Genomic DNA, 23,113 nt, shown 5'->3' on the forward strand with positions numbered 1-23,113 from the left:
AAGTAATGGAGAGGTGATCATTACTTCACATAGGGGCGGACATAGAGCGGCGACATCAACCGAGGTTCATGCCCCTTCTGAAGGCAGAAGCGTCCGATGTGATGCGCCCCGCCGCAGGCTTCCATTGCAACCACGCAGGGCGGCAGCGTGGCAAGAAAGTCCAGCAGCCGATGCCGCTGGAGCCGTTTGCGAAACACGACCGCTCCCGCTTCATCCAGCCCAGCAAGACTGCAAACGGTCTTGCCCAGATCAATGCCCAGAACCTTGATGTCCATCAGATGCTCCTCTCTCCACCTATACCTGCCACGATAGCAGCGTTTGGTGGGAAGGCAGTTCATCCCATTAGCTCAACATCTTTGAAACCATCGAAGAGGCACAGCAAATCGCAACCGACTGGCTATGGACTTACAACAACGAGCGCCCCAACATGGGCATCGGCGGCATTACACCCGCCCAGAAACTGAAGATGGCTGCCTGAAGTCTACTTCTGTTCCCCGTTAAAATGGGGATGATTACCCCACAACGAAGTCCCTCAGAGTTCAAGATAACGATGTACTGATACCCCAGACTCTCAGCACTACGGGTCATGAAGGCCACAACCGGGAACTAACAGTGCCAACTAGCGACCGTGGCAATGCTTATATTTCCGGCCTGACTGGCACGGGCACAGTTCATTTCGGCCAATTTTAGTTCGACGCTGAGGTTGCGCCACTTGCCCGACGCGGGCGTCAAGAACATGCTGCAGTGAAGGCGGAACGATGACCTTTCTCTGCTGAGGGGGGCCAGACCGGCGAATGCTCGCAATCAGGCGACGCTGATCTTGAAGCTCGCCCTTGCCGGCTAGACTAAGGCCAGCCTCATAGGGTGCGAGTCGGCGCATCTCATTGTCAGCGGCGTCAAACTGACCTGAATAGGCGAGGACAACAGCGTATTGGCTGCGGACGGGTACCACCCAGGAAACAAGGTTCAAAGCTTGAATCGTCGGCAGCAGTGTCTTCTCGATGACGTCCCGCGCGCCTACAAAGTCATTGTGGACGCAATAGTCATCCACGAGGTCCTGGCCCACACGGATCACCGACTGCGGAGCGCGGGCAAGTTCGTAGAACTTCATCGCGTGTATGCGCGCCAGAGGTGATGACCGGCCTGATTTTTGAAGCGCCTGCGCGTGGAGGTCCAGCGTGTCGGCCAAATGCTTCAAGTCATCTGTGTTATCCCGGTCCTTGGGCAGCAATGGCAGGATAGCTTGCACGTTTCTCGCAAAGACCTCGTCTGGTGACAGGTCAAGAAGATCATAGTACTCTTGGCCGAGCTCTACGGTCTCTTGGAGCGTGGCGTCGTAAGCACCCAACTTGAACATCGCCACCGCACGGTTGTAGCGAAAAATGCGATGGTGTTGGTCGCTCTCCGGTAGACGCTTTTCGACCTCAGCAAGCATGTCCAAAACAGCTTTTTCATCGCCATTGCCGGAAACGGCAAGCATGCGCTTCATGGCCCAAGCCAACCATTCGTCTGAACCAAGATCATTGTCGTCCAGCAGCGCACGCATCGCGTCGATACGCTCAAGTCCACTTTCTACACTACCTTCGCGCAGATCGTTAAACACAAGGCCGTCAAGGGCCCAAAGGCGCGTCGCTGCGTCCTCATCTGCATCCTCGGCGATCGCGACTAGAAAGGGCTCAATCTCGCGCCAGACTCCCATTTCATGGAACAGCTCGTCAGTCGCGAACTCGACTAGGATTTTCGCTTGGCCCAGTTGCCCAAACAACTTCACCAAGAGAGCGACTTTTGCGATGCTCCAGTCCTTTTCTATCGACTCAATGATGGTAGCTGAGAGCCGCTGCCGACCATCGCGTTCGTGGTCCGCGCCCCGGCCAGCAAGGTATGCACGGCCGAGCAACCGCATGGCATCGTGGACCTTGATACCGGTATTGCTGAATAGCTCGACCGCTCCGCTATCCGGAAGCTGGCGCAACAAGCTGATCGCGCTTTGGCGTGTGAGTTTGCAGGCCTTTTGAAGATATGCGCTGGCTTCGTCTCGAGAGAGAGGAACATCGGCCAGGCTGAGAGCCGCCACAGCCTCTTTCATTTGATCAGGCATCGTATCGAACGCCTGCTTGAGGATCACCTCCTGGGCTGTCGCGACCAGATTTGTCTGCTCCTCGACGTCCGTGCAGACCGCCGCGATCTGTCCGTCGTATTCGCGCTTGGCAACAGTCGTTGCATTCAAAACATAATAAGGCAGCCCGCCAGTCAGGCGCGACAGGCGCTCGCAATCCGCATAGTCGGCCGCACATTCCGCTGCGGCGACCGCTGCCGCAATAGTGTCCTCGTCCCATCCGCCCAGCGTTTCATGGTCGACGCCTAGGAGTGCAGCGATCTCTTGCGCCACTGCGCCCGGCTGGCACAGCAAAAGAAAACGAATGTTTTGCGCTTGTTCGACAATCGGTTTCAGGTCCGCTGGCGTCAGGCGATGGGCATTGTCGATGACGACATCAATACTCAGCTCGTCCTTACCAAGCTTTACATTCAGCGCGCCGAGCGTCTCCATGCCTGCCGCACCTGGCAGGAGAATTTCTCCCAGGCCACCGTGACTACGGCCGAAGAGTTTTGCGACCACTTCCCGCGCGACGGCCGACGCAAGTGCCGGCCCGGGCATCTCGCCGACATCGAGGTAGACGGCAGGTGTTGCTATATGTGTCGCAGCCTCCGCCACCCAAGCAGTCTTTCCCGCGCCCGACAGCCCTGAAAGTACTCTGACCCGCTCTCCGCTAGACAGCGGTGGTTCGCTGATTTGCGCCCTGTAGATAGTCGGCGGTGCAGGAAAGTCCTGCATCTGGATGACTAACTGCTCAAAGAGCGTCGGCAGCTCATCGCGGTGGAACGCATGATCGCGTCGCGGAGGCGTGCCCGACGCCGCGAGCATCGCGGCACCCGCGAGCTTCCAGGTCAGCGTATCAGGCCGCAACATCGCAAAAGGCAGCTTCGCCGCTAATGTGTTGCATGCCGCTGCGGCGGCGTTCACATCATTGGGCGGATGGGGGACCGCCGGTTCAGTGACCGCAAGGCCACCTGGCCAATGAACCTCAACATCCTTCGGCCAATCCGCCGACGCGAGCATCCCAGCGAGCTTCGACGCCGGAGCTGCATTCGACGCGATGACGAAACGCGCCGCTCCTGTTCGTCCCCCGGCGGCATGCTCTGTTCGAATAGCGGCGAAGCGCTCGAGTGCGTCCGCAACATCGGCCACTCGCAGGGATGCCTGTCGCGTTTTCACCTGCACATAGATGCAGCCGGCTGCCCGGTGCAGTTCTACGTCCTCATCACCTTCAACGACAATTTTGGTGACATCCGCTGCCCCCGCACGCAGGAGGCAGTTCGCGAGATAGAGGTGCTGATATAGGAAGCCACGATGAACCGCTTCGATACGAACCAGTTGGCGCGGATCTAGCACGCTTGGTGTCTTCTCTTCCTGGTTCTGAAACATCGTATCAACCCATTCTCGTATATCTCGTCATAGTATCCTTGACTCTGCGAGAAAAAATCACGCTGGCAGACAAGGGAAAAGCTACTTTTGGGTGATGCCACCGTGTCGAAGACGATGCCGTTGCAGAGTCTGCCTCGCATCTTCGATTACCTGCAACTCAGCTGTTGACAGTCGAAGGTTTCTCATCAGCCCAATGTTAGAAAACTCGATTGCTTTCGAGCCGCCATCTGAAAGAGTGAAGCGGCTCTCGAACTCAGCGAATTCTGGTTCCGAAAAATCACTCATTGAAAGGGGAAGCCTCCTGAACTCGTTTGGCGTAAGCTCCAACACACCGCCTCCATAAAACCGCCCCTCGATCTCCGCAAAGAGCAGTGTCAACGAGTTGTAGAACGATCCGCAAAGGTCCTGGATTTTGGTGCTTGAGTTCATTCTGAGGTGATAGGCCGAGTCCGTGGCAAGCACACCGCAACTGTTTACACAAAGCCTAGGAACTATGTGTGAACGCTTGAAAAAGAGGCCCTCGTTGTCCTGAACAATTGGGACTTTAAACCAATCTTGTCGATGTCTGCACTTGTAACGCTGGTTGACGCCAAGCTCTTCGCCCAATTCGACGTACTTCTGAACTGCCTTCGGTAGCCGGTCAGAGCGCAATTTTGAAAAATCCAATACCCGACAAGCTTTTCCGGACGCCTCGATCGCATCAAAATCTCGCGCTGTGAAGTTGACTGTGTCTCCCAGGAAGGCTGACTTCTTGATGATTGGCCGCCCCCATCGAGTGAGTTTGCGGGACTTCAACTCGGCTTTGGACAGTATGAAATAATCGTTGGCCGCGGTGACGGTACCAGCAGCATTTTCGCAGTAGTCCGATATGCGTTTGCACCTCTGGTCGATCTTATGGATGAGGTTGAGAACGTCACCGTCCAGCAAGAAACCCTTCATCTCCAGCGGTCGCGACTTAGCGATACCCGGTGACAACTTACAACTTGATTGGATACTATTTGTATCTAATGACGCCACGCGATGGAGTACGGTTTCGCATGAACCTTCGCCTTTAGAAGCAACGATTGTAACCGCGTCTTGGTCAATAGATTTAAAGGCTTTTTCATTTGGTATGAAGATATCAATCGATGAAAAATAGCGTTCCATCCACTCACGGAGGTATTTTCCGTATGACACATTCAAGAATTCATACGGGATGACAAAGGCGAGAACGCCTTTTGGTGAAAGCATCATCGTAGCTTTGACTACAAAACCCGCCCAAGTGTTTCGAAGCTCTTTGTTGTCAAAATCAAATTGGCTTCCGATTCGATCAAGGAGTGACCTCGTATTCGAGCTGCATCGATGCCAGCTCACGTATGGGGGATTCCCAACAATCAAATCGAAATGGTTCGGCCAATCTCCTGGCAGGTCTTCGAAGAAATCGCCACAGTGAAACTGAACGCCATCAAACGCGGAGCGGCACTGGTGTATTGCCGCCTCATTTTTGTCTAAAGCATAGATATTCAACGATGTTTTCGAGGCCAATGTTCCTACGAATGAGCCATCGCCACAGCTTGGCTCTAGGACATTACTCGCGTTGGCATAGTCAAGCTTTGCCAACGCCTGGGATACAACCACCTCGGTGACTGCAACTGGCGTGTAGACAACTCCATTTCCTCTTTGGTCGTAGGAAGATCTACTATGCAATGGCACTGAGTTTGAATCTTTCATATTCCTCTGTCAGCTCATCGATCTGCTCAAGTAGTGCAATCTTTCGCTCACTGGTAAGTCTTGGATCATCCTTCAATGTACGAAGCCGTGCCCGCAATTTCTTGATTGCCTGAGATTGCCAGATCTGCTGATGGCGCATGAGGCCAAGTTTCAGTTCACGGATCATATACGCACCGACAGGGCTCAGCGCCACGAAGCAGCCGTCTCCTGCGCGATCAAGATGCGTTTCATACTCGGGCGAGCAAGGGTCCTCAAATCCATTAGTTCCATCATTTGGAACGTCAGGATCTTCACCGATCCAAGTATCCCATTTAGCGCGGTTACAGAACGCGCAACAGTAGATTAGATTGGAATAGCGCGTGCTTCGATCTGGAAACTTTTTCTTCGGAGCAAAATGTTCGATCTGGAAGACGCGAATCCCCCCTAAGACATAGTCTGGCGCGTTGCAGTAACCACAGCATTCACCGAAATCGACTCTAAGGTCAGCCTTGTAATCTCTGTAGTTACTTTTGGCCGGTGGCTTCGAACGAACAGGGCGACATTCTCGGAGCATTACTCACCCTCCCGAGGTTGCGTGAGTTCGGCTTCGATTTCAGCGGCCAGATCAGAAGCTCGTCTAAGAAGATCATTGAACGGACCGAGGGCCTCCTCCTTCAGCAGACGCGGCATCGCGGCGGCGCGTCCGCCGATGGCACGCTCCAGTCGATCATCAAGGTCGAGCAAGGTCTGCAGGTCTTCGGCGGACAAGGTTTCGTTCAGCGACCGTTCGTACAACGTTTGAAATTCTCCCTCCAAACGACGCCGCGTCTCACGATACTCGTCGATTTTCGTCCGAACACGCAGGAAAAAAGGGAGCTTGCTCTTATCTTTGTCGCCCGAGGCTGTCTCTTCTGCAAGGTAATCATCTTTCGGAAAAATCAGATTGACGTCGTGAAGCTGGCCCAAGGCATGCGGAACATAGTTGGTAGTGAGAAAACATGGGAAACCTTCAAAGTGCCTCTGGACTTCCTGAATCAGGTCGAGACCGGAGTACTGAACGTCAGCCTTGTACTCACTTAACCGAAAATCGGTAACCAATACCTCGCAACGCGAGTCGATCACCTTCTCGATCATCGCTTCAAGGCTTGGCTCGGGTATCGTGGTTTGAACTTCGTTTTCTTCAAAGTGACCAGATAGGAAAGCCGCAAGCAGGACTCTCCGTCCCTGGTCAGCTTCCTCGTCCACGTAAAGCAACATCGTCAGACCTCACTTTTCTTAGCGATTGGCAAGGAAAATTCCAACCTAAAGCCAAAATCCTCGGTCTTTCGATATGCCCGCACTGTCCCATCGTAGGAACGCACTACCGACTCTAGTATCCACATTCCCAGGCCAGTGCCCGTACCTTTGCCGTCACGATCTTTTTTCGTTGTGACATTGAATTCGAAGATCTCACTCGGATCCTTGATGGAGTTGTGAATTCCCGGGCCATTATCTTCATAGACGATCCCGACCTCTTTTTTGCTCTTGGTATAAATGAAGATCCGTATCTGCCGTTCCCCTCCACCCATGCCGTCGACAAAGGCTTCGAATGAATTCAGAATCAGATTATTAAAGATGCTGTCGATGTCTATTTCAAACGCTAAGATTTCGGCGGCAAACCCATCTTCAAAGTTGAGGTCTAATTCGATCTCTCTTGGCCGCAGGAAACCATCCCAGACGACCTTCAGTTCCTCCAGGTGACTGCGCATGTCGACGTTGGATCTACGACGTCGTCCGGAGCGCACTGCCGACAGCGCGAAGTTAAACCACTGTGCTGCTTTTCGGTCGGAAGCCTCCATGTCACGAAGAATGGCGAATGGGTTCAGTGCTTCGTTTATTTTGGCAAAATCCTTCTCGTCAAGATGTCTTGCCAGCAATGCCGCGAGCTGCTGATTTCGCCCCGCCAGTGTGTTTAGCTGACCCATTTCGTGCGCAAAGGAGACCATCACGGTTCCGAGCGTGGCCAGTGACCTCAGGATGACTTGGTCTTCTGCTTGCTCTTTGAGCAGGTTCTCTTGGACCGTCACAGTTTGAGCGAGTTTGCGAACATCGTCTGAGGAGCTTTCAGGCTTTGCCTCGATCTCCCGAGCCAGTTTCAGCCCTTCTGAAAGCACCTGTTTGTCTGCGTTCTCGACCTTGAAAGTCTCTAGGAGGTTGTAGAGAACACGACTCCGATCCCTTTCAAGTTCATTAATGAACCGAAGAATGAGAGACTGGAATACGCGGAATTCTTCCGTTTCGATTATGCCTTCGCGGTTGGACTGATCGACAAGCACACTGTTTTCGATGCGCGAAATGTTCACAGTACCCGCAATGTTTTGCGGTGGGACTGGCCAGTTCAGACGTGTGGGCGCAGCTGGGTTCGCCGCCCTACGCTGACCAAGCGACAGCCAGTCATAGGCGCCGCTGTTTGGCTCCCCGTAGGGCCTGACACCAAAGTTGTCTCGATAAATACGGATGCCGCCAAAGATATCGAGCCATTCCCTTCGCCGCTGTGGTTGAAAGCTCCGATATGGATACTGCCTGTCTTCGGCCTTTGATGGCATCTGAAGCTTAAAGAACCGCAAAACAACGTCGAACGGTCCGATGGACCGGGCACGACTGAAAAAGAGTTCAGATTCTCCAGGAAAGAGCTCTTCTAGAGACTTCACATAGCTTACCGTGCGATCGCTGAAAGACTCCCTAGTGAACGGCTCTTTCTTCATGTCTTTCCTCATGAAGAGAGCTTTCGGAAGCTCATCGTGGTTTAGCTCGTTACGGACAAGCGTAAACTCTACCGTATCATTGCCCCTAACTTGCGCGGTTAGCTTATAATCAAAGTCTTCAAGTACGTCGGACGCTACGCCACTCGACTGGTTAGGATCGCGGTCGTCGTGCAAGTAAATGTTGAACGACCGTTGTTCATCCGGAGGCGCAAGTACACCTAAAGTACGTCGGAGCTTCTTGATCGTGTCACTCGACCAATCATCACGTACTTCCGAGATTGTAATGGACGTACCAGTGCCCTCTTTCGCGGCCTTTCTCGCATGTGGCTCAAGGCCCTGAACCGACGCGGCGGAAGTGAGGTCGTCCTTGAACCCACTAGTTCCCAATTCAATTGTAGCGGTCACCTCATCTAGGACTGCACCGTCTTTCTCGAATTTGTTCCAATCAACCATCCAGGTGAGTGTCTGGCTCTCACCGGCCTCGTTGACGATGCTTGAGTGTAGCTGACACTGTGCTCCGAGCCGATCGAGCGCAAACCTTCCGATCCCCTTCGCCCCGGTCCTGGTGCGTCCAAGTTTCGAGGAAGACTCAAGCTCCTTGTTGGCCGTTCCAATAACCATCCACGCATCGCGGATGGCGTCATCCCCCATCCCGGCGCCGTCGTCTATTACTGAGATGGTAACCAGATGCTGGACCAGTTTTGCCTCAGGACTGTGTTCATCAGCAAGGCAAGGACGTAGTTTGGCGGTCTCCCCTACAAGGTCGAAATGATTTTCTGGACTTAAGCCCCAACTCTTCAGCCGACCAAACTCGTCCTTGGATATCTCTTCCGGCACTCCGCTGTAGGTCGGAGTAATTCTTACGATGCAGAACGAAGCGTCGGCATCGTACGAGTTTTTGACCAGTTCGGTGATCGCGCCGTAAGCGCTGTCACCGCGGCACGCCTGTTCAGCTTGACGGGTTCAAGTTCCATGGCAGGAGCTCGTCGATCCTGCTGGCGGGGTGACCGGCGGCGATGGCTTCGAGGGTCGCCTTGATGTAGGCGAAGGGCTCGACGCCGTTGATCTTCGCGGTGGCGGTCAGGGAGGCGATGCGGGCCCAGGTGCGGCCACCCTCGTCGTGGCCGGCGAAGAGAGCATTCTTCCGCGTGAGCGCAATCGGGCGGATCAGGTTCTCGACGGCATTGGAGTCGATCTCGACGCGGCCGTCGTGAAGGAAGGTCTGCAGGCCGCGCCACTGGCGATGGATGTAGGTCAGCTTTTCGCCCAGGCGCGACTTGGCCGAGATACGCAGGCGCTGTGCCTGCAGCCAATCACCGAACTCGGCCACGAGGGGCACGCTGCGGGTCTGGCGGGCCGACAGGCGTTGGCCTGAGCCCATGCCGCGGATCTCGGCCTCGATGCGGTAGAGCTCGGCAATGCGGCGCAGCCCCTCGGCAGCGATCTCGGATCCATCCCGGTCGAAGACTTCCTTCAGCTTGCGGCGAGCGTGTGCCCAGCAGTGGGCAACCGTGATCGGCGCGCCGCCCTTGCGGGACGTGCGTGTGAGGCGGTCGTAACCGGTGTAGCCGTCGAGCTGGAGGGTGCCGTCGAAGCCCTGGAGGATCTGCTCTGCATGCGCCCCGGCGCGGCTGGGATGGTAGGTGAACACGACACCGGGCGGGTCTTCTCCGCCCCATCCGCGGTCATCTCGGGCAAGCGCCCAGAAGTATCCCGTCTTGGTTCGCCCTCGGCCTGGATCCAGCACCGGGGCCGTGGTCTCGTCCATGAACAGTTTGCCCGAGGACTTGAGATGCTCGGTTAGCCGATCGACCACGGGGCCAAGATGGAAGGCTGCAGTGCCGGCCCAGTCCGCCAGTGTGCTGCGGTCGACCTGGATGCCGGAGCGCGCCAGGATCTGGCTCTGCCTGTAAAATGGCAGGTGGTCCGCGAACTTCGAGACCAACACATGTGCAATGGCACCCTCAGTTGGAAGACCGCCTTCAATCAGCCAGGGCGCGGCAGGTGCCTGAGTGACGCCATCCGAACAGATGCGGCAGGCATACTTCGGCCGGATGTCGACCAGCACGCGGAGCTGCGCAGGCACGATGTCCAGGCGCTCGGTGCGGTCCTCGCCGATCCGGTGCATCCGGCCGCAACCGCAGGGGCAATCGAAGCTGGCCGGCTCGAGGACCCGTTCGATACGCGGCAAGCCCGCGGGCAAATGGCCAAGGTTGCGCTGACGCGTCCGGCGCGGCGTCGTGGTAGACGGCGCGGCCTGCTCCTTGCGGGTCTCGACCTCGGCGACGGCTGTTTCCAGGTCTTCGAAGGCCAGTTGCCGGTCGTCCTCGCTCAGCTTCTCAGAGCGTTTGCCATGCACGACATGGTTCAGTTCAGCGACGAGATGCTCCAGCCGCCGGTTGGCGTCCTTCAGCGCGCCGTTCTCCTGCAACAGCGCCAGCACGGCGGTGCGCTGGCTCTCGGGGATCGCGGACAGGTCGATGGGCGGTGCGCTGGACATGGGCGGATGATACTGCGCCCGGGGTGCCGATGTCCGGCTATTCAGCGCGGTGAGTCACTCTGCCACAGCCGGACGGCGGACCTCCAGTGACCGCACCCGGCGCCAGTCCAGGCCGGCGAACATGGCCTCGAACTGTGCGCGGTTCAGGGTCATGGCCCCGTCACGGATCGAAGGCCAGGTGAATGTGCTTTCCTCAAGCCGCTTGTAGGCCATGACCAAACCACTGCCGTCCCAGAACAGGATCTTCAACCGGTCGGCGCGCTTCGAGCGGAACACGAAGACCGTGCCAGTGAACGGGTCCTCGGCCAGCATCGACTGCACCAGCGCCGCGAGGCCATCATGGCCTTTGCGGAAGTCGACCGGCTTCGTCGCCACCAGGATCCGCACACCCTGCGAGGGCATCAACATGGATGCGCCTCCAAGGCGTGGACGATCTCGGCGATCCGGGCGGCGGGCGCATCCTTCGCGAGTTCGATGATGACCGTACCCCGCACAATCCTGATCGGCGTCCCGGCGCTTGGCGGTTCAGCCTCAGAGGCCGCCGTGATCTCGTCGCAGACCACCAGAGGTGCGAAGACAGCTTCGTTGACCTCCACCGCGGGCAAGACGAGCTTGCCCTCCTTGGCCAGCCGCCGCCACGCCGTCAGCTGACTCGGCATGATCTCGTAACGCGCCGCGACACCCGACACCGTCGCCCCGGGCTCCAGCGTCTCGGCCACCGCCTGCGCCTTAACGTGATCCGGCCAACGCCTCTGGCCAGAAGCGAAGACTTCAACACCAAGCGCCGTGAGAAACGAACTCTTTGCGAACATTGCGAAACGCACTCCTTCTCTTTGGATGCGTATCAACTCGCAATGGCTGATCCCGTCGGCAATGTGGGGCGGCGACAGCGTTTACGATATGGATGAAACTTCTCCGACATCAGGTTTCCTGCCCCGGCGAACAGGTCGACAGGTTCGCCGGATCGAAGATCGGCCAGTAGCGCCCGAAGATCGGGTGTTTCATCCCCGGCCTCTACCATCAGAAACCCGTCATGCTGCTCGACTGAAAATCCCTCACTTCTGAATGCGAGCGCCAGGGTTGACGTCTTAACCGTCCCAGCCCGCGTTGCGATGATCGATGTGCGCTCGCCGATAGCCTGGATATTCGTGGTTCGAAACCCAAGTTGGTCATAATGTGCACGCGCATCGGCCAGCATCTTTAGAGAAGCCGCGTCCATGTATGCCGGTTGGGTGCCTCCTTCGAGCATTGCGAACATTCGATCAATCACCTTGTCATGAATGTCACCTGGATCACCGCCAAAGACGGGAGGCACGCCCGCTTTCGCGGGCTTGACCATGATCACCTTCTCGCGGTCATGGATTTCCTGAACCACCCACCGCCGCCCAGAGAAAATCAGAAGCATCCCTGGGGCAAGAACATTGTCGATCGGCAGGGTCCCAAGATCCCTCCCTTCTGCTACCAAGCGGAATTCCTCAGGCGTCTGAAACACTGCATAGAAGCTGTAGTGTTCGACCAGCTTTTCGCCTGCAGGTCCCAAGAGTAGCAGTCCGCTTCCGGACTGTTCGATCAAGCCGGTTTCTGGGTGGCCGATTGCACGCAACACATCTGCGAAGACTTCGGTTGTGACCTTCCGAAAGGGGCCTTCGCGGCAGAGCACGTTGTAGACCACGCTTGCAGACGCACCGCCGCGCTGCGCTATGACTGACAGTATCTGATGAACGAGCGTCGAGAGATGTAGCGCCTGCGGTTTTGGAGGTTCGCACCAGCCTTCCAGCAGCAGGTCTATCATCGCGATAGACCGGATCAAACCAAGGCGAAGACGATCAACGAAGCTGCTTTCTGGCGTCAACTGAGTCTCGACGGCATACTGCCGCAAGACGGCTGGCTGTCCCTCGCGTCGGCCGGAGCGGCCGAGACGTTGTCGCAACGCGGCGACGCTGAATGGCGCGCCGATTTGGGCCACGCACGTCACATCACCGATGTCGATTCCAAGCTCGAGCGTCGACGTGCAGACGGCAGTTGTCGGCTTTGCGGCGTCCTTTAAGCGGCGTTCCACGAAGTCACGGTGTTCTCGGGAGAGGCTCGCGTGGTGGGGATAGAATTCCTGCGGCAGGTGTTCCCGCTCGCAGAGTTCCCGCAGCCGATCTGCATAGATCTCGACTCGTTGCCTCGCCCCAGCGAAGACGAGGTTGTCGCTGCCTCGAAGGTGCTTGAACAGATGGGCTGCGATGGCATCCGTTGCGGATGGGCTGTTTTCATCCTCATCGCCTGATACGTAGCCGCGAAGCTGGAGCCTCAATTCAGCCTCGCCGCCATCTGCTTCTATGAGCTGGACAGCGTTTGCAGCGTCAGGGCGAAGATAGGCCTTGGCGAGGTCCATGTCGCCCAGCGTAGCTGACAGACCTATCCGACGGATTGGGCGCTTTATCGTGAGCTCGAGCCTTGTGAGCAGTGAACGAAGCTGGACACCGCGTTCGCTGTCCAGAACTGTGTGCAGCTCGTCGATCACGACCGCCCGTATCGCCCCAAACAGGCGGGCAATTTCCAAACCGCGACGAATGAAAAGCGCCTCAAGGGACTCTGGGGTTATCAGAAGGATCCCTTTTGGAGATTTCAGCGCGCGCGTCTTGATCGATTGCGAGACATCCCCGTGCCAGGGAACAACCGGAAGCTCTGCTTCCTGGCAAATGCCCTCCAACCGCATGGCCTGGTCTGTGATCAAGGCTTTCAGCGGACCGATGTAGAGCAGGTCGAAACCGGTGCCACCCGACGGCTCGTCAAGCACCTGTGAAATCAACGGCAGGAACGCCGCCTCGGTCTTTCCGCCCGCCGTGGACGCCGCAACGATCAAATCGGCATCGGTCTCGCAGATCGTCCGGATGGATCGCGCCTGGATGTCACGAAGCTCGCGCCATCCTTGCTGGCGTATCCATTTCTGCACAGGCCTCGCCAGCTTGTCGAAAGCACTGCTCATCGGCGTCAGAGCTTGAAGCTGATCAGGTCATCGTCACCGGGGTCTTGGGCGCCAGTCGACTCGTCGACCTCGGTCATGTCTTCGCCGAGGTCTTCGGAGACTTCGATCTTTTCGATCAGATCGCTCCACTCGACACCGGGGTTTTGCTCGAGCACGGAAAGCAGGTTCACGAAGGCCGTCACCGTATTGCGCGGGGTGCGGAAGTAAGCTTCACCGATCCGGTCCGAGCAATGCGCCATGAAGGCCTCGAGTGCGGCGTCCGGCAGAGCACCGGCATCGTCCTGCATGATCCGCCGGACATTGGCCAGAAGTACGAAGAGATCTTCAGGAGTCAGGCTGGCCAGCCGGACAACCGGTCCTGAAAGGTCGACCAATCCGTCTCGCGCGAAGGTGTTCTCAGCCAGACGCGACTGTAGGGCTTCGTAACTGTATAACCCTCGACGGGTGTTCATCAGAAACTCCGGGGTCCCGCCCATAAGGAAACCGAGGTTCTCGGCACTGCCTTGCAGCACATCGTTCAGAATCCGGAGGATCTGTTCGTAGTTTGCATTGCGTGCTTGGGAAGAGGTGAGTTTGTAGAGGTTCACCATCTCATCGAGGCCGACCAGCAATCCTTTATATCCGGCCTCGCACACGAATGCCGACATCAGCTTCAGATGGTCATAGACACTGGCGTCGTCGATGATCGTTCGTACGCCAAGCGCCTTGCGCGCGTCGGTGCGTGTCGCGAATTCACCGCGCAGCCACCTCAGGGCCGCAGATTTCAGCTCGTCGTCGCCTGTCTCATGACCTTCCCAATATCGACGGATGACTTCAGCGAACTCAAACCCCCCGGTAAGTTCTTCGAAGTGGCCAAGGCGTTCACGGATGACAGACCCTGTTGGCAAATCCCGTTCTTCAGCGTCTCTGTGAGCCTGGCTGACGAAACGCTCCACCACGCTGGCCAATGCCCCACCATCGGGCTTTGTCCGGGTCGAGAGGTTTCGGGCCATCTCGGCATACAGCCCCCGAGCTTGTCCGCCGGTCGCGTGAATGCGCCGATCTGGCGCCAAATCGGCGAACATCACGACCAGACCTTTCTCCAGAGCCACGAGGCGGATCAGGTTCATGAAGAACGTCTTGCCCGATCCGTATTCCCCGATGATGAACCGGATCGCCGATCCGCCATCGGATATCCGGTCCATGTCCTTGACGAGCTCTTCAATCTCTCGGACGCGGCCAACCTGAATATGGCGCAAACCGAGCTTGGGCACGACCCCTGCCCGAAGCGCCTGCACGATTGCATCGCGTTCACGTGGTTTCAACTTCGACATCCCTGCCCTCCGCACTCATCTTTTCTTTTACCGCCTCCGCAATCTCAGGAGACACGTCATATCCATCATACTCGTCGAGCAGCGCTTCATCGTAGGTCTCAAAAGCCCATTCATTCACGACTTCCAAAGCCCCGGATACCATCAAACCATGGGAGGCGCAGATCTTCTCGAACTCGGTCTCAGACCAATGCTCGCGAGTAAGTACTTCGAGGACAAGGGCGCCGTGTTTCGGGTCAAGCCCTGCCACCTGGCATTCGTAGTCAGGCGTGGAGGCACCGCTTTCTTCCTCTTCGACATCGAAAATCTGACCGAGGACGGACGACACGCGCTCGGTGTCCGAACGGATTGCTGCGATCCGCGAAGCGTCGAGCTTGGGTCCGCTGGCTTTCACAAGATCGGGTATCGCTTCGCCCGGACGACCCGGTTTCGAGGCACGAACAGTGCGAGGACCATCCGCAACTTCGCCAGCATGCAGGTCTGAGTAGGCAAGCGCAGGATCTAGACCCAAAGCCTTGTAGATTTTCTCGATGCTTGCGACTTCGTCGGAGTGAATAATTCCATCGGCATGTGCTGCACCAACCAGTGCCGCCCGCATAGCGGCCTGGCTGTCTTGGCCCACATCCTTCAATTTGCGCCGCAGAAGCGTCATGTCCGGCGGCACGGCCAGGAACCATTCAAGGTTTGCACGCAGCCTGCGGCGTTCCTGATCGCTGAGGGTCGCAGCAGAAACTTGATCTACCAGCGCCCTACGTTCAGGCTCCGCGATACGACCATCCGCATGGGCGACGAACGACCCAAGTGCCAATTCGATCAAGGCGCTTCGATAGCTGTCGGAAACTTCCTCCAGTCTTTCGATGGGTTCGCCCAGGCTAAACAGCACAACAGGCTCCTCCGCCTTGGGCGACCGGAGCGCAAACCGAGGGTCGGGCGCCAGACCGAAACCGAGGCGCGCGAGCGCGTCGGCCGCTCCTGTCATTTGCCGTTTCCCGATCTTCTCGTTCGTTTCTCCCTCCAGCCGTCCGATCACCTCCTCAAGCGGCACCAATCCCCCCCGATCGACGATATCGATTGCCCATGATTTCAAGCGGTCCATTTCCTCTGATGGGAAAGCATCCCAAAGTTCGGAGGGCAGCAAGGCATGCGCTTCCACACTTCCGCGACCGTCAGGGTTTCGGCCCAGGAAGCGACTGAGCTTGTCGAGGTCGTTCATCGCCTCGTCAGCCAACTCTTGGGCAATCTCGACCGGTTTGCGCAGGCCGGAAATATCGGGGACCGGCTTGCCGTCGACGGTTGGGTTGGCGGACCCCTGAAACTCGCTCGAGGCGGCCCGATAGGATGCCGTGAGTGATTTCCGGGGTTTGGTCACTTTGACTCCATCAGGAAAACGCCGATCAAACCGCATACGGAAAAGAGCGACGAACTCGTCACGGCACCGCGTCGCGGGAGTTCTCAGATTTGTTTCCGGATGGCAGATGAACCAACTCAGCAACCAGTCAGCCGTCAGGTTCTCGCCTTTGTCGATCCGGGCTCCGATTGCGTATTTGAGTGAGAACGGAAGTTCCCAGCCCTGCTTCTCGAAAATCGGCTCGATAGCGTCGAGATCGGTTTCGGCAAGCATCGCAATGTCGAGGAACTCACCCAGATAGCGCCTGACGGAGTGGTTGTCAGGGTAAAGTGACTGCAGCCGCCGGACTTCTTGGACGATATCCTTGGCATCTTCATTGGACTGATCGACGAAGAAGCGACGCTCCAGTCCATAAAAGTACAGGAACATGTACCCGGGGTTATATGAGGCATCGTTTCGCCCGCTGGCCAACCAATCGAGGTAGGTCGCCCGGCACTGAGGTGATATATCCGAGTACCCCGGCCAGTAGGGCATACCTTCTCCAGATTTGTCGGCTCCAGAGCGCGCGACCGACAGGGACGGATCGATATAGGCTCGGCACTTGTCACGATACCCGTAGGTGTTCAGCAAGGGAGGCGTGCCAACATAGACCATCCCGCCGATGTTGCGGCCGGCCACGCTAGCTGTTTCATTAGACGGGACCCACCCGCTTTTCGATGATCGGGCCGATGCGCTCGATGCCACTCGCGAGGGCTGGTTTCGTTCAGCGGCCGCTGCAAGTGCCGACGCCGCAGACTTTCCAGCCCGAACGATTTCAGCGTAGTCCTGCTTTGGTGGGGAATAGGCTTTAACGGCAGCCGGCGCTTTGGCCGCAATTGCTTCGCGAGTTCGTTCGCGCTCACGCTCGATACGCTTGTCAGAGGCACTTGGGCGCGGCACCCGCTCAGGTCGCGATGTTCGAGTTTCGGAACTTCCCCCGGCTAGCGCTTTTGCAGCGACTTTCCGCGATCTCCGCTTTTCTTGCCACCAGACCAAAATGATAGGAGCACCGAATGCGAACAACATTTGGCCACCCACCGGCCACCCCTGGAGGACTGTGACCACCACGATCATGCAAAAGATGAAGTAGACAAAAAGAAAGAATGTAATTCGGAAAAACTTGAGTAATGAAGACACTATCGCCCCTCCCTTTCAGTCACACTATTTTACACGAACACCATTTCAATCATTAAAGCAGAGCCTGAACAGTTTTCCGGCGAGCGTCCACTGCCCAATGAGGTGACAGCGGTCATGCCCCAAGCACTTGGGGCACTTCAGCGCCCCCCTGATCTGAGCTCGCCACCACGGAGATGATCACTGAGGGAGTGGGTGGTATTGGGGATAACGCATTCATCTCGCGCGTTGACTGGCACCAGCACCACCGAAGCTGCACATCAACCCCAGACTGCCCTCCCGCCGCATGATGGTAGCCCCGGTCGCCCTGCATTGCCCTCGGATGCGGCGATCCAGTTCGTTTGACCACCAAGGTCCTGCTCAAGCTGCCGCTTCTGCAAGCGACTGAGATAGTGGCCAGCCCGTTGAAGATGGCGGACCTGGACTGGACGGAGGCTTATCGAGGCAAAGATGTGTTGCCTGAACTCCTTCGAAAAACGCTTTGCCGCTAGAAACCCCGACCGCTAATCCGCCGAGATCAAGATGCGCGTTGCACTGATGAACCGCTTCTCGGCCCTCGGCACCGCCGGGATCGTCTGCATCGCCTGACAAAGACCGGTAAAGGGGCCGTCACTCCTCAAGCCATTGTTCCGCGACAACGCCGCGGTGGCCTTGAAGGTGCAGCAGGCCAAACTTGGACTAGCCCTAACATGTCGTCGCCGCGATCTTCACAAAAGGCATCCGCGAAAAATTTGGTACTTGGTACACAAGATCACCGCTTAGTGTATTGATTATATGAATATATTATGGATCAAACCGTCCAGTCCATCATCGGCGCGACGGACAGCCGCGCAGACCTCGACAGCGGCGAGTCTTCCCGCCCCCCGGCGCTCTGCGCGTCCGGCACTGACCGACTGATATCCGACATTTCCACCATATTCCTGCACATCCTGCGGCCCGGTTCGGGACGTCTCCCGAGCTTCGGATCGACAACTGACGCCGCCGGGACCATGAACAAGGGTGGAGCCTATGGCACAGATCGCGGCGCGTGAAAAGTCCAGCGGGATCACGAGCCGCTGCCCCACGGTCTGGCGCGTCTGCTCGCACAGCCTACGCGGTTCGGCCACGCGCCCTCCGCGGCGAAGTCGCCCCGGGGAACCCGACGCTCAGACCGGCTCGACGCGGAGCGTCACGCCGGGGTCGGGCCGTACCGTCATGTGCATGACCGGCTCCGGTCGTTCGCCGGTGGAGTGGAAGCGGAAGCGCGCGAGCAGTGTCGACAGGATGATCTGCGCCTGCATCATCGCGAAGTTCGCGCCCACGCAGACGCGCGGCCCCGCCCCGAACGGCAGGTAGCTGTAGCTGTAGCGGTCGCGCCCGGCCTTGGCCTCGGGCGAGAAATGATCCGGGTCGAAGGCGTCGGGGGCATTCCAGAGCATCCGGTGCCGATGCAGCGCGTAGACGTTGAGAAAGACCGTCTCGCCGCGCCGGATCTCGCGGTCGTAGAGCTGATCGGTCGCCAGCACGTTTCGCGCGAGGAATCCCACCGGCGGATAGAGGCGCATGGACTCATCGAGCACCTGCTCGATGTAGGGCATCCGGGCAAGGTCGGCGTGCTCGGCAGGCCGGTCACCGAGCACGGCGCGCGCCTCGGCATGGGCGCGCTCCTGCGCCTTGGGATCGTTGGCCAGCAGGTAGAGCGCCCACGTGATCGCCAGCGCCGTGGTCTCGTGGCCCGCGACGATGAAGAACTGCATGTTGTGCAGAAGCTCCTGCGGCGACATCGTGCGCCCGGTCTCGGGGTCTTTTGCCTTGAGCATGTGATCGAGCAGATCGTCCATCGGCCCGGCCCCGCGCACCCGGCGCGCGTCGATGGCCCGCGACACCATGCTGTGCATCGTCTTCACCGCCGACCGCCCGAAAAGCTCGGCCGGGCGTGGCACCCACGGCGGCACCTCGAGGAAATCGAGGAGCGACGCGCGCCCCACGGTCAGGAAGTAACGGGTGATTGCCTCGCCATAGACCTCGGCATCGAAGTGCTCGCGGCCCGATAGAGCGACGTCGCAGATCACGTCGAAGGTGGCCGACAGCATCTCGCGCACCAGTTCCGCCTGCCCGCCCGAGGCGGCGAGCCGGCCTGCGGCGCGCTCGGCGGTCTGCGTCATCATCGGCGCCAGCGCCTCGACGTGGCGCGCGGCGAAGACCGGCGCGATGGCGCGCCGCTGCCAGCGCCAGTGGGCGCCTTCCGAGGTGAACAGGCTGTTGCCCACGGCCGGGCGCAGCATCCGCAGCATGACCTCGGATTTCGGGTAGTTGTCGACGTTGTCGAGGTAGATTCGCCGCAGTGCCTCGGGGCCCTGCACCATGTGCCAGCGCGCCGAGCCGGTGGTGCCGGTGACGATGGGCTGGGTGTAGGAAATGGCCGGAATGATGTTGAGGACGTTGCGGCGCACCGCGCGCAAGCTCGCCATGATTCCCAAGGGCTTGCCGGGCGGCGTGACGGTGGGCGGAACGAAGTCTGACATGGTCTGGCCGGCTCTTTGCTGCAGGGCGCCCACGCATGGCGTGGAGACGCAAAAGACTAGCGTTACCGGTCTCGAAGACCAGCCGGAGCGACATGCAAGTTGCGCGAATTTTCAGGGAAAAGTGGCAGCCCGTAGGGGAATCGAACCCCTCTTTCCAGGTTGAAAACCTGGCGTCCTAACCGATAGACGAACGGGCCACTCTGTTGGTGAGGGGCCTTCTACGCAAACCTCGCGCGGCGCGCAAGACGAATTCTCACGAGTTTTCGAGAATTTGCATGAGTTTTTGGACACCGCCTGGCCACACGCCGAAACGCCCCGATAAGCACAGATACTACTCGCCACGGGCNCGGTGAGCGGCCTTCTACGCAAAGCCGCCCTCGCTTGCAAGACTTAAAATGCAGGCTTTTCGAGGTCTTTCCGATTTTCTTTCGGCCAACGGAAGAGGGCCCTGAAACGTCATACGCGACAGGCACTTACCTCCTCATCCACCGCCGGGCGCGGCATCCTCGAGGCGCAGCTGCACGGAGCGGCGGCCGTTCCACTCGTTGATCTCGAGCCGCCCGGCCAGATGGAATCGCGCGCCCTTTCCCTCGGACAGCGCGGGGCCGAGCGGGCCGTCGAAGGCCCCGAAGCAGATCGCGTCCATGCGCGCGCCGAGTCCGTCGCCGAAACTGACCTTTAGGTGCCCCGACCCCACCTGTTTGGCGAAGAGAATCTGTGCGTCGGGAATGGCGAATCGCGGCGCCGGGGCTCCCGCGCCGAAGGGGCCTGCCTGTTCCAGCCGCTCGCAAAGCTCGAGCGAGGCGGCGCCCGGCATCAGCATTCCGTCGAGCTTCAGGTCGGCGGCCCCGCCCTGCCCTGCGCCCTGCTTGGCGAGCAGTTCGGACAGGCGTTCCATCGCCGCCTCGAGCTTGTCTGTGGCCACGGTCAGGCCAGCAGCCATCTTGTGGCCGCCGCCCTTGAGCAGCAGCCCCTCGGCGGCAAGTCGCTGGATGCTTGCGCCGAGGTCGACGCCCGAAACCGAGCGGCCGGAGCCCTTGCCCTCGCCGCCATCGAGTCCGATGACGATGGCCGGCCGGTTGGTCATCTCCTTCAGCCGCGAGGCGACGATGCCGACCACGCCCGGGTGCCAGCCTTCGCCCGCCGCCCAGACGAGAGGCGCATCGAGCCCGCGCGCCTCGGCCTGCGCCAGCGCGGCAGCGCGCACCGCCTCTTCGACCTCGCGGCGCTCGGTGTTGAGCCCGTCGAGCCTCTCGGCAAGCGCCTCGGCCTCGTGCCGGTCGCGCGAGGCCAGCAGCCGTGCGCCTAGATCGGCCTGCCCGATACGTCCGCCCGCGTTCACCCGCGGCCCCAGCACGAACCCCAGGTGATGCGACGAGGGCGCGCTGTCGAGCCGCGACACGTCCGCCAGCGCCACCAGCCCCGGACGCTCGCGGCGGGCCATGACCTGCAGTCCGCTGCGCACAAGCGCGCGGTTCACCCCCCTGAGCGGCGCGACGTCGGCCACCGTGGCCAGCGCCACGAGGTCGAGCAGCGACATCAGGTCGGGACCGCGCGTCCCTGCCTCGCGCATCTGCCGCCCGCATTCGACGAGCATCAGGAAGACCACGCCGGCGGCGCAGAGATGCGCCAGCGCGCCGTCCTCGTCCTGCCGGTTGGGGTTCACCACGGCGACGCACTCGGGCAGCGTCTCGCCGGCGAGGTGGTGGTCGAGCACCATGACCTCGGCGCCCTTCGCCGCCGCAATGGGCTCGTGCGAGAGCGTGCCGCAGTCGACACAGACGATCAGGTCGTGGCGCGCGGCGAGCTTCTCCATCGCCGGCACGTTGGGCCCGTAGCCCTCGTCGATGCGGTCGGGGATGTAGAGCGTCGCCTCGCGGCCCAGCTGGTTCAGCCAGTCGATCAGCAGCGCCGCCGAGGCGCCACCGTCGACATCGTAGTCCGCAAAGATCGCAATGCGCTCGCGCCGCTTCACCGCCTCGAGCATCCGCGCCGCGGCGGTTTCCATGTCGCGCAGGCTGCGCGGGTCGGGCAGCAGGTCGCGCAGCTTCGGGTCGAGGTAGCCCGCCACTTCCGGCGCCGGCACCTGCAGGCGCGCAAGCACCTGGCAGAGACCGCGCGGCAGATCCGTCTGCTGCGCCATCGCTTCCGCCTGCCGGTCCTCTTCCACGCCCGGTCCGATCCAGCGCCGCCCGGTCAGAGAGGCTTCGACCCCGAGATAGCTCATGCCCGTTGTTCCCTGCTCCGTTTCGCCCCTGCCATAATGCGAAAAAGCGGGGAACGGAACGCCGCTCCCCGCTTTCACGATGTCAAATCCTCGCAACCCGGCACGGGCCGGGCCGCGCGCGCCCTTATTCGAAGGGGTTGCGGTAGCTGACGCGACGGACCGAGCCGGTCTTCGACCGCATCAGGATGGTCTCGGTGGTGATCCAGCCGGGCTCGCGCTTGATGCCCGGCAGGATCGAGCCGTTGGTCACGCCCGTCGCGGCAAAGATCACGTGGTCGGTGACCATCTCGTCGCGGCTGTAGATCTTGTCGAGATCGGTGATGCCGGCCTTGGCGGCGCGGCCCTTCTCGTCGTCGTTGCGGAACAGCAGACGGCCGAACATCTGGCCGCCCATGCACTTGAGCGCCGCCGCGGCGAGAACGCCCTCGGGCGCCCCGCCCGAGCCCATGTACATGTCGATGCCGGTCAGGTGCGGCTCGGCGCAGTGCATGACGCCCGCCACGTCGCCGTCGGTGATGAGGCGGATGGCCGCGCCGGTCGCGCGGACCTCGGCGATCATCTCCTCGTGGCGCGGGCGCTCGAGGATGCAGACGGTGATCTCGTCGATGTCGACGCCCTTGGCCTTTGCCAGCGCCTCGACCCGCTCCTTCGGGCTCATGTCCAGCGTAACCACGCCCTCCGGCAGGCCGGGGCCGACTGCGAGCTTGTCCATGTAGACGTCGGGGGCATGCAGCATCGAGCCGCGCGGGCCCATGGCGATCACGGTCAGCGCGTTCGGCATGTCCTTGGCGGTCAGCGTGGTGCCCTCGAGCGGGTCGAGCGCGATGTCCACGCCCGGGCCCTCGCCGGTGCCGACCTCTTCGCCGATGTAGAGCATCGGCGCCTCGTCACGCTCGCCCTCGCCGATCACCACGACGCCCTTGATGTCGAGCTTGTTGAGCTGCTCGCGCATGGCGTTGACCGCGGCCTGGTCGGCGGCTTTCTCGTCGCCGTGGCCGATCAGCTTCGCCGAGGCGATGGCGGCCTGTTCGGCCACCCGAGCGAGGCCCAGCGACAACATGCGGTCGTTGAAATCCTTGGGGATCGACATGGAGAGTTCCTTTGAAATGACTGTCGCTTGGGGTGTAGCGCGGCGGTCGAACGAAGGGCAAGGCCGG

Annotated in this window: 14 protein-coding genes, 1 tRNA gene and 3 pseudogenes; 2 read left to right on the top strand and 16 right to left on the bottom strand. The window is 59.6% G+C overall.

The features are described 5' to 3' along the window. Positions 1 to 23: 23 nt before the first annotated feature. A pseudogene (locus tag D6860_RS08510) lies at positions 24 to 275 on the bottom strand (IS110 family transposase); the annotation flags it as partial. A gap of 77 nt (positions 276 to 352) precedes the next feature. On the opposite strand from D6860_RS08510, the pseudogene D6860_RS08515 reads away from it, so the two are divergent. Next, positions 353 to 478 (top strand): annotated as a pseudogene (locus D6860_RS08515) (integrase core domain-containing protein); the annotation flags it as partial. A gap of 141 nt (positions 479 to 619) precedes the next feature. On the opposite strand, the gene D6860_RS08520 reads toward D6860_RS08515, so the two are convergent. From D6860_RS08520 to D6860_RS08570, 11 genes are all read right to left on the bottom strand, one after another. Further along, a complete protein-coding gene (locus D6860_RS08520) occupies positions 620 to 3,484 on the bottom strand; it encodes a YecA family protein (protein ID WP_076626029.1) in 2,865 nt (954 codons plus the stop codon). 81 nt (positions 3,485 to 3,565) lie between these two features. Next, positions 3,566 to 5,194 (bottom strand): Eco57I restriction-modification methylase domain-containing protein, encoded by a 1,629-nt coding sequence (locus D6860_RS08525; protein ID WP_083698015.1) that lies wholly within the window; start codon positions 5,192 to 5,194, stop codon positions 3,566 to 3,568. Then, positions 5,163 to 5,747, bottom strand: coding sequence for an HNH endonuclease (locus D6860_RS08530; protein WP_128549233.1), 585 nt, complete (start codon positions 5,745 to 5,747; stop codon positions 5,163 to 5,165). The genes D6860_RS08525 and D6860_RS08530 overlap by 32 nt, the downstream gene beginning before the upstream one ends. Next, on the bottom strand, positions 5,747 to 6,430 hold the full coding sequence (locus D6860_RS08535; RefSeq protein WP_076626031.1) for a hypothetical protein: 684 nt from the start codon (positions 6,428 to 6,430) through the stop codon (positions 5,747 to 5,749). Before D6860_RS08535 ends, D6860_RS08530 begins: the two co-directional genes overlap by 1 nt. 2 nt (positions 6,431 to 6,432) lie before the next feature. Next, positions 6,433 to 8,754 (bottom strand): sensor histidine kinase, encoded by a 2,322-nt coding sequence (locus D6860_RS08540; protein ID WP_128549234.1) that lies wholly within the window; start codon positions 8,752 to 8,754, stop codon positions 6,433 to 6,435. A gap of 112 nt (positions 8,755 to 8,866) precedes the next feature. Next, positions 8,867 to 10,417, bottom strand: a complete 1,551-nt coding sequence (locus D6860_RS08545) for an IS66 family transposase (protein ID WP_076623782.1) — start codon at positions 10,415 to 10,417, stop codon at positions 8,867 to 8,869. A 54-nt stretch (positions 10,418 to 10,471) separates the two neighbouring features. After that, positions 10,472 to 10,825 carry an IS66 family insertion sequence element accessory protein TnpB gene (gene tnpB, locus D6860_RS08550; RefSeq protein ID WP_076623781.1) on the bottom strand — a complete coding sequence of 118 codons (354 nt, stop codon included), beginning with the start codon at positions 10,823 to 10,825 and terminating at the stop codon, positions 10,472 to 10,474. After that, the gene (locus D6860_RS08555) at positions 10,819 to 11,229 is read right to left on the bottom strand and encodes an IS66-like element accessory protein TnpA (protein ID WP_076623780.1); all 411 of its coding nucleotides are present in this window, start codon (positions 11,227 to 11,229) and stop codon (positions 10,819 to 10,821) included. Before D6860_RS08555 ends, tnpB begins: the two co-directional genes overlap by 7 nt. Positions 11,230 to 11,261: 32 nt before the next feature. Next, complete coding sequence (locus D6860_RS08560; RefSeq protein ID WP_076623779.1) at positions 11,262 to 13,394, bottom strand: DEAD/DEAH box helicase; 2,133 nt, start codon at positions 13,392 to 13,394, stop codon at positions 11,262 to 11,264. Between the two features lie 5 nt (positions 13,395 to 13,399). Continuing rightward, a complete protein-coding gene (locus D6860_RS08565; RefSeq protein WP_076623778.1) occupies positions 13,400 to 14,707 on the bottom strand; it encodes an ATP-binding protein in 1,308 nt (435 codons plus the stop codon). Continuing rightward, complete coding sequence (locus D6860_RS08570; protein WP_076623777.1) at positions 14,685 to 17,228, bottom strand: tellurite resistance TerB family protein; 2,544 nt, start codon at positions 17,226 to 17,228, stop codon at positions 14,685 to 14,687. Before D6860_RS08570 ends, D6860_RS08565 begins: the two co-directional genes overlap by 23 nt. A gap of 408 nt (positions 17,229 to 17,636) precedes the next feature. Between D6860_RS08570 and D6860_RS25650 the strand changes: the two are divergent. After that, positions 17,637 to 17,813, top strand: a pseudogene (locus D6860_RS25650) (IS5/IS1182 family transposase); the annotation flags it as partial. 557 nt (positions 17,814 to 18,370) lie between these two features. On the opposite strand, the gene D6860_RS08575 reads toward D6860_RS25650, so the two are convergent. From D6860_RS08575 to glpX, 4 genes are all read right to left on the bottom strand, one after another. Further along, positions 18,371 to 19,729, bottom strand: coding sequence for a cytochrome P450 (locus D6860_RS08575; protein WP_076623775.1), 1,359 nt, complete (start codon positions 19,727 to 19,729; stop codon positions 18,371 to 18,373). A 122-nt stretch (positions 19,730 to 19,851) separates the two neighbouring features. Beyond that, positions 19,852 to 19,926: transfer RNA gene (locus D6860_RS08580), tRNA-Glu, on the bottom strand. Between the two features lie 284 nt (positions 19,927 to 20,210). After that, positions 20,211 to 21,956, bottom strand: a complete 1,746-nt coding sequence (gene recJ, locus D6860_RS08585; protein WP_076623774.1) for a single-stranded-DNA-specific exonuclease RecJ — start codon at positions 21,954 to 21,956, stop codon at positions 20,211 to 20,213. Between the two features lie 124 nt (positions 21,957 to 22,080). After that, positions 22,081 to 23,046, bottom strand: a complete 966-nt coding sequence (gene glpX, locus D6860_RS08590; RefSeq protein ID WP_076623773.1) for a class II fructose-bisphosphatase — start codon at positions 23,044 to 23,046, stop codon at positions 22,081 to 22,083. Between the last annotated feature and the right edge of the window lie 67 nt (positions 23,047 to 23,113).

It is taken from the genome of Salipiger sp. D13 (assembly GCF_003703915.1).
GTDB lineage: Bacteria > Pseudomonadota > Alphaproteobacteria > Rhodobacterales > Rhodobacteraceae > Salipiger > Salipiger profundus.

Excerpts from the sequence above, each read along its gene's own strand:
- glpX (WP_076623773.1), bottom strand. The coding sequence starts at position 23,046 with ATGTCGATCCCCAAGGATTTCAACGACCGCATGTTGTCGCTGGGCCTC.
- D6860_RS08565 (WP_076623778.1), bottom strand. The coding sequence starts at position 14,707 with ATGTCGAAGTTGAAACCACGTGAACGCGATGCAATCGTGCAGGCGCTT.
- tnpB (WP_076623781.1), bottom strand. The coding sequence starts at position 10,825 with ATGTTGATGCCCTCGCAGGGTGTGCGGATCCTGGTGGCGACGAAGCCG.
- D6860_RS08560 (WP_076623779.1), bottom strand. The coding sequence starts at position 13,394 with ATGAGCAGTGCTTTCGACAAGCTGGCGAGGCCTGTGCAGAAATGGATA.
- D6860_RS08530 (WP_128549233.1), bottom strand. The coding sequence starts at position 5,747 with ATGCTCCGAGAATGTCGCCCTGTTCGTTCGAAGCCACCGGCCAAAAGT.
- D6860_RS08525 (WP_083698015.1), bottom strand. The coding sequence starts at position 5,194 with ATGAAAGATTCAAACTCAGTGCCATTGCATAGTAGATCTTCCTACGAC.
- recJ (WP_076623774.1), bottom strand. The coding sequence starts at position 21,956 with ATGAGCTATCTCGGGGTCGAAGCCTCTCTGACCGGGCGGCGCTGGATC.
- D6860_RS08575 (WP_076623775.1), bottom strand. The coding sequence starts at position 19,729 with ATGTCAGACTTCGTTCCGCCCACCGTCACGCCGCCCGGCAAGCCCTTG.
- D6860_RS08545 (WP_076623782.1), bottom strand. The coding sequence starts at position 10,417 with ATGTCCAGCGCACCGCCCATCGACCTGTCCGCGATCCCCGAGAGCCAG.
- D6860_RS08535 (WP_076626031.1), bottom strand. The coding sequence starts at position 6,430 with ATGTTGCTTTACGTGGACGAGGAAGCTGACCAGGGACGGAGAGTCCTG.
- D6860_RS08520 (WP_076626029.1), bottom strand. The coding sequence starts at position 3,484 with ATGTTTCAGAACCAGGAAGAGAAGACACCAAGCGTGCTAGATCCGCGC.
- D6860_RS08555 (WP_076623780.1), bottom strand. The coding sequence starts at position 11,229 with ATGTTCGCAAAGAGTTCGTTTCTCACGGCGCTTGGTGTTGAAGTCTTC.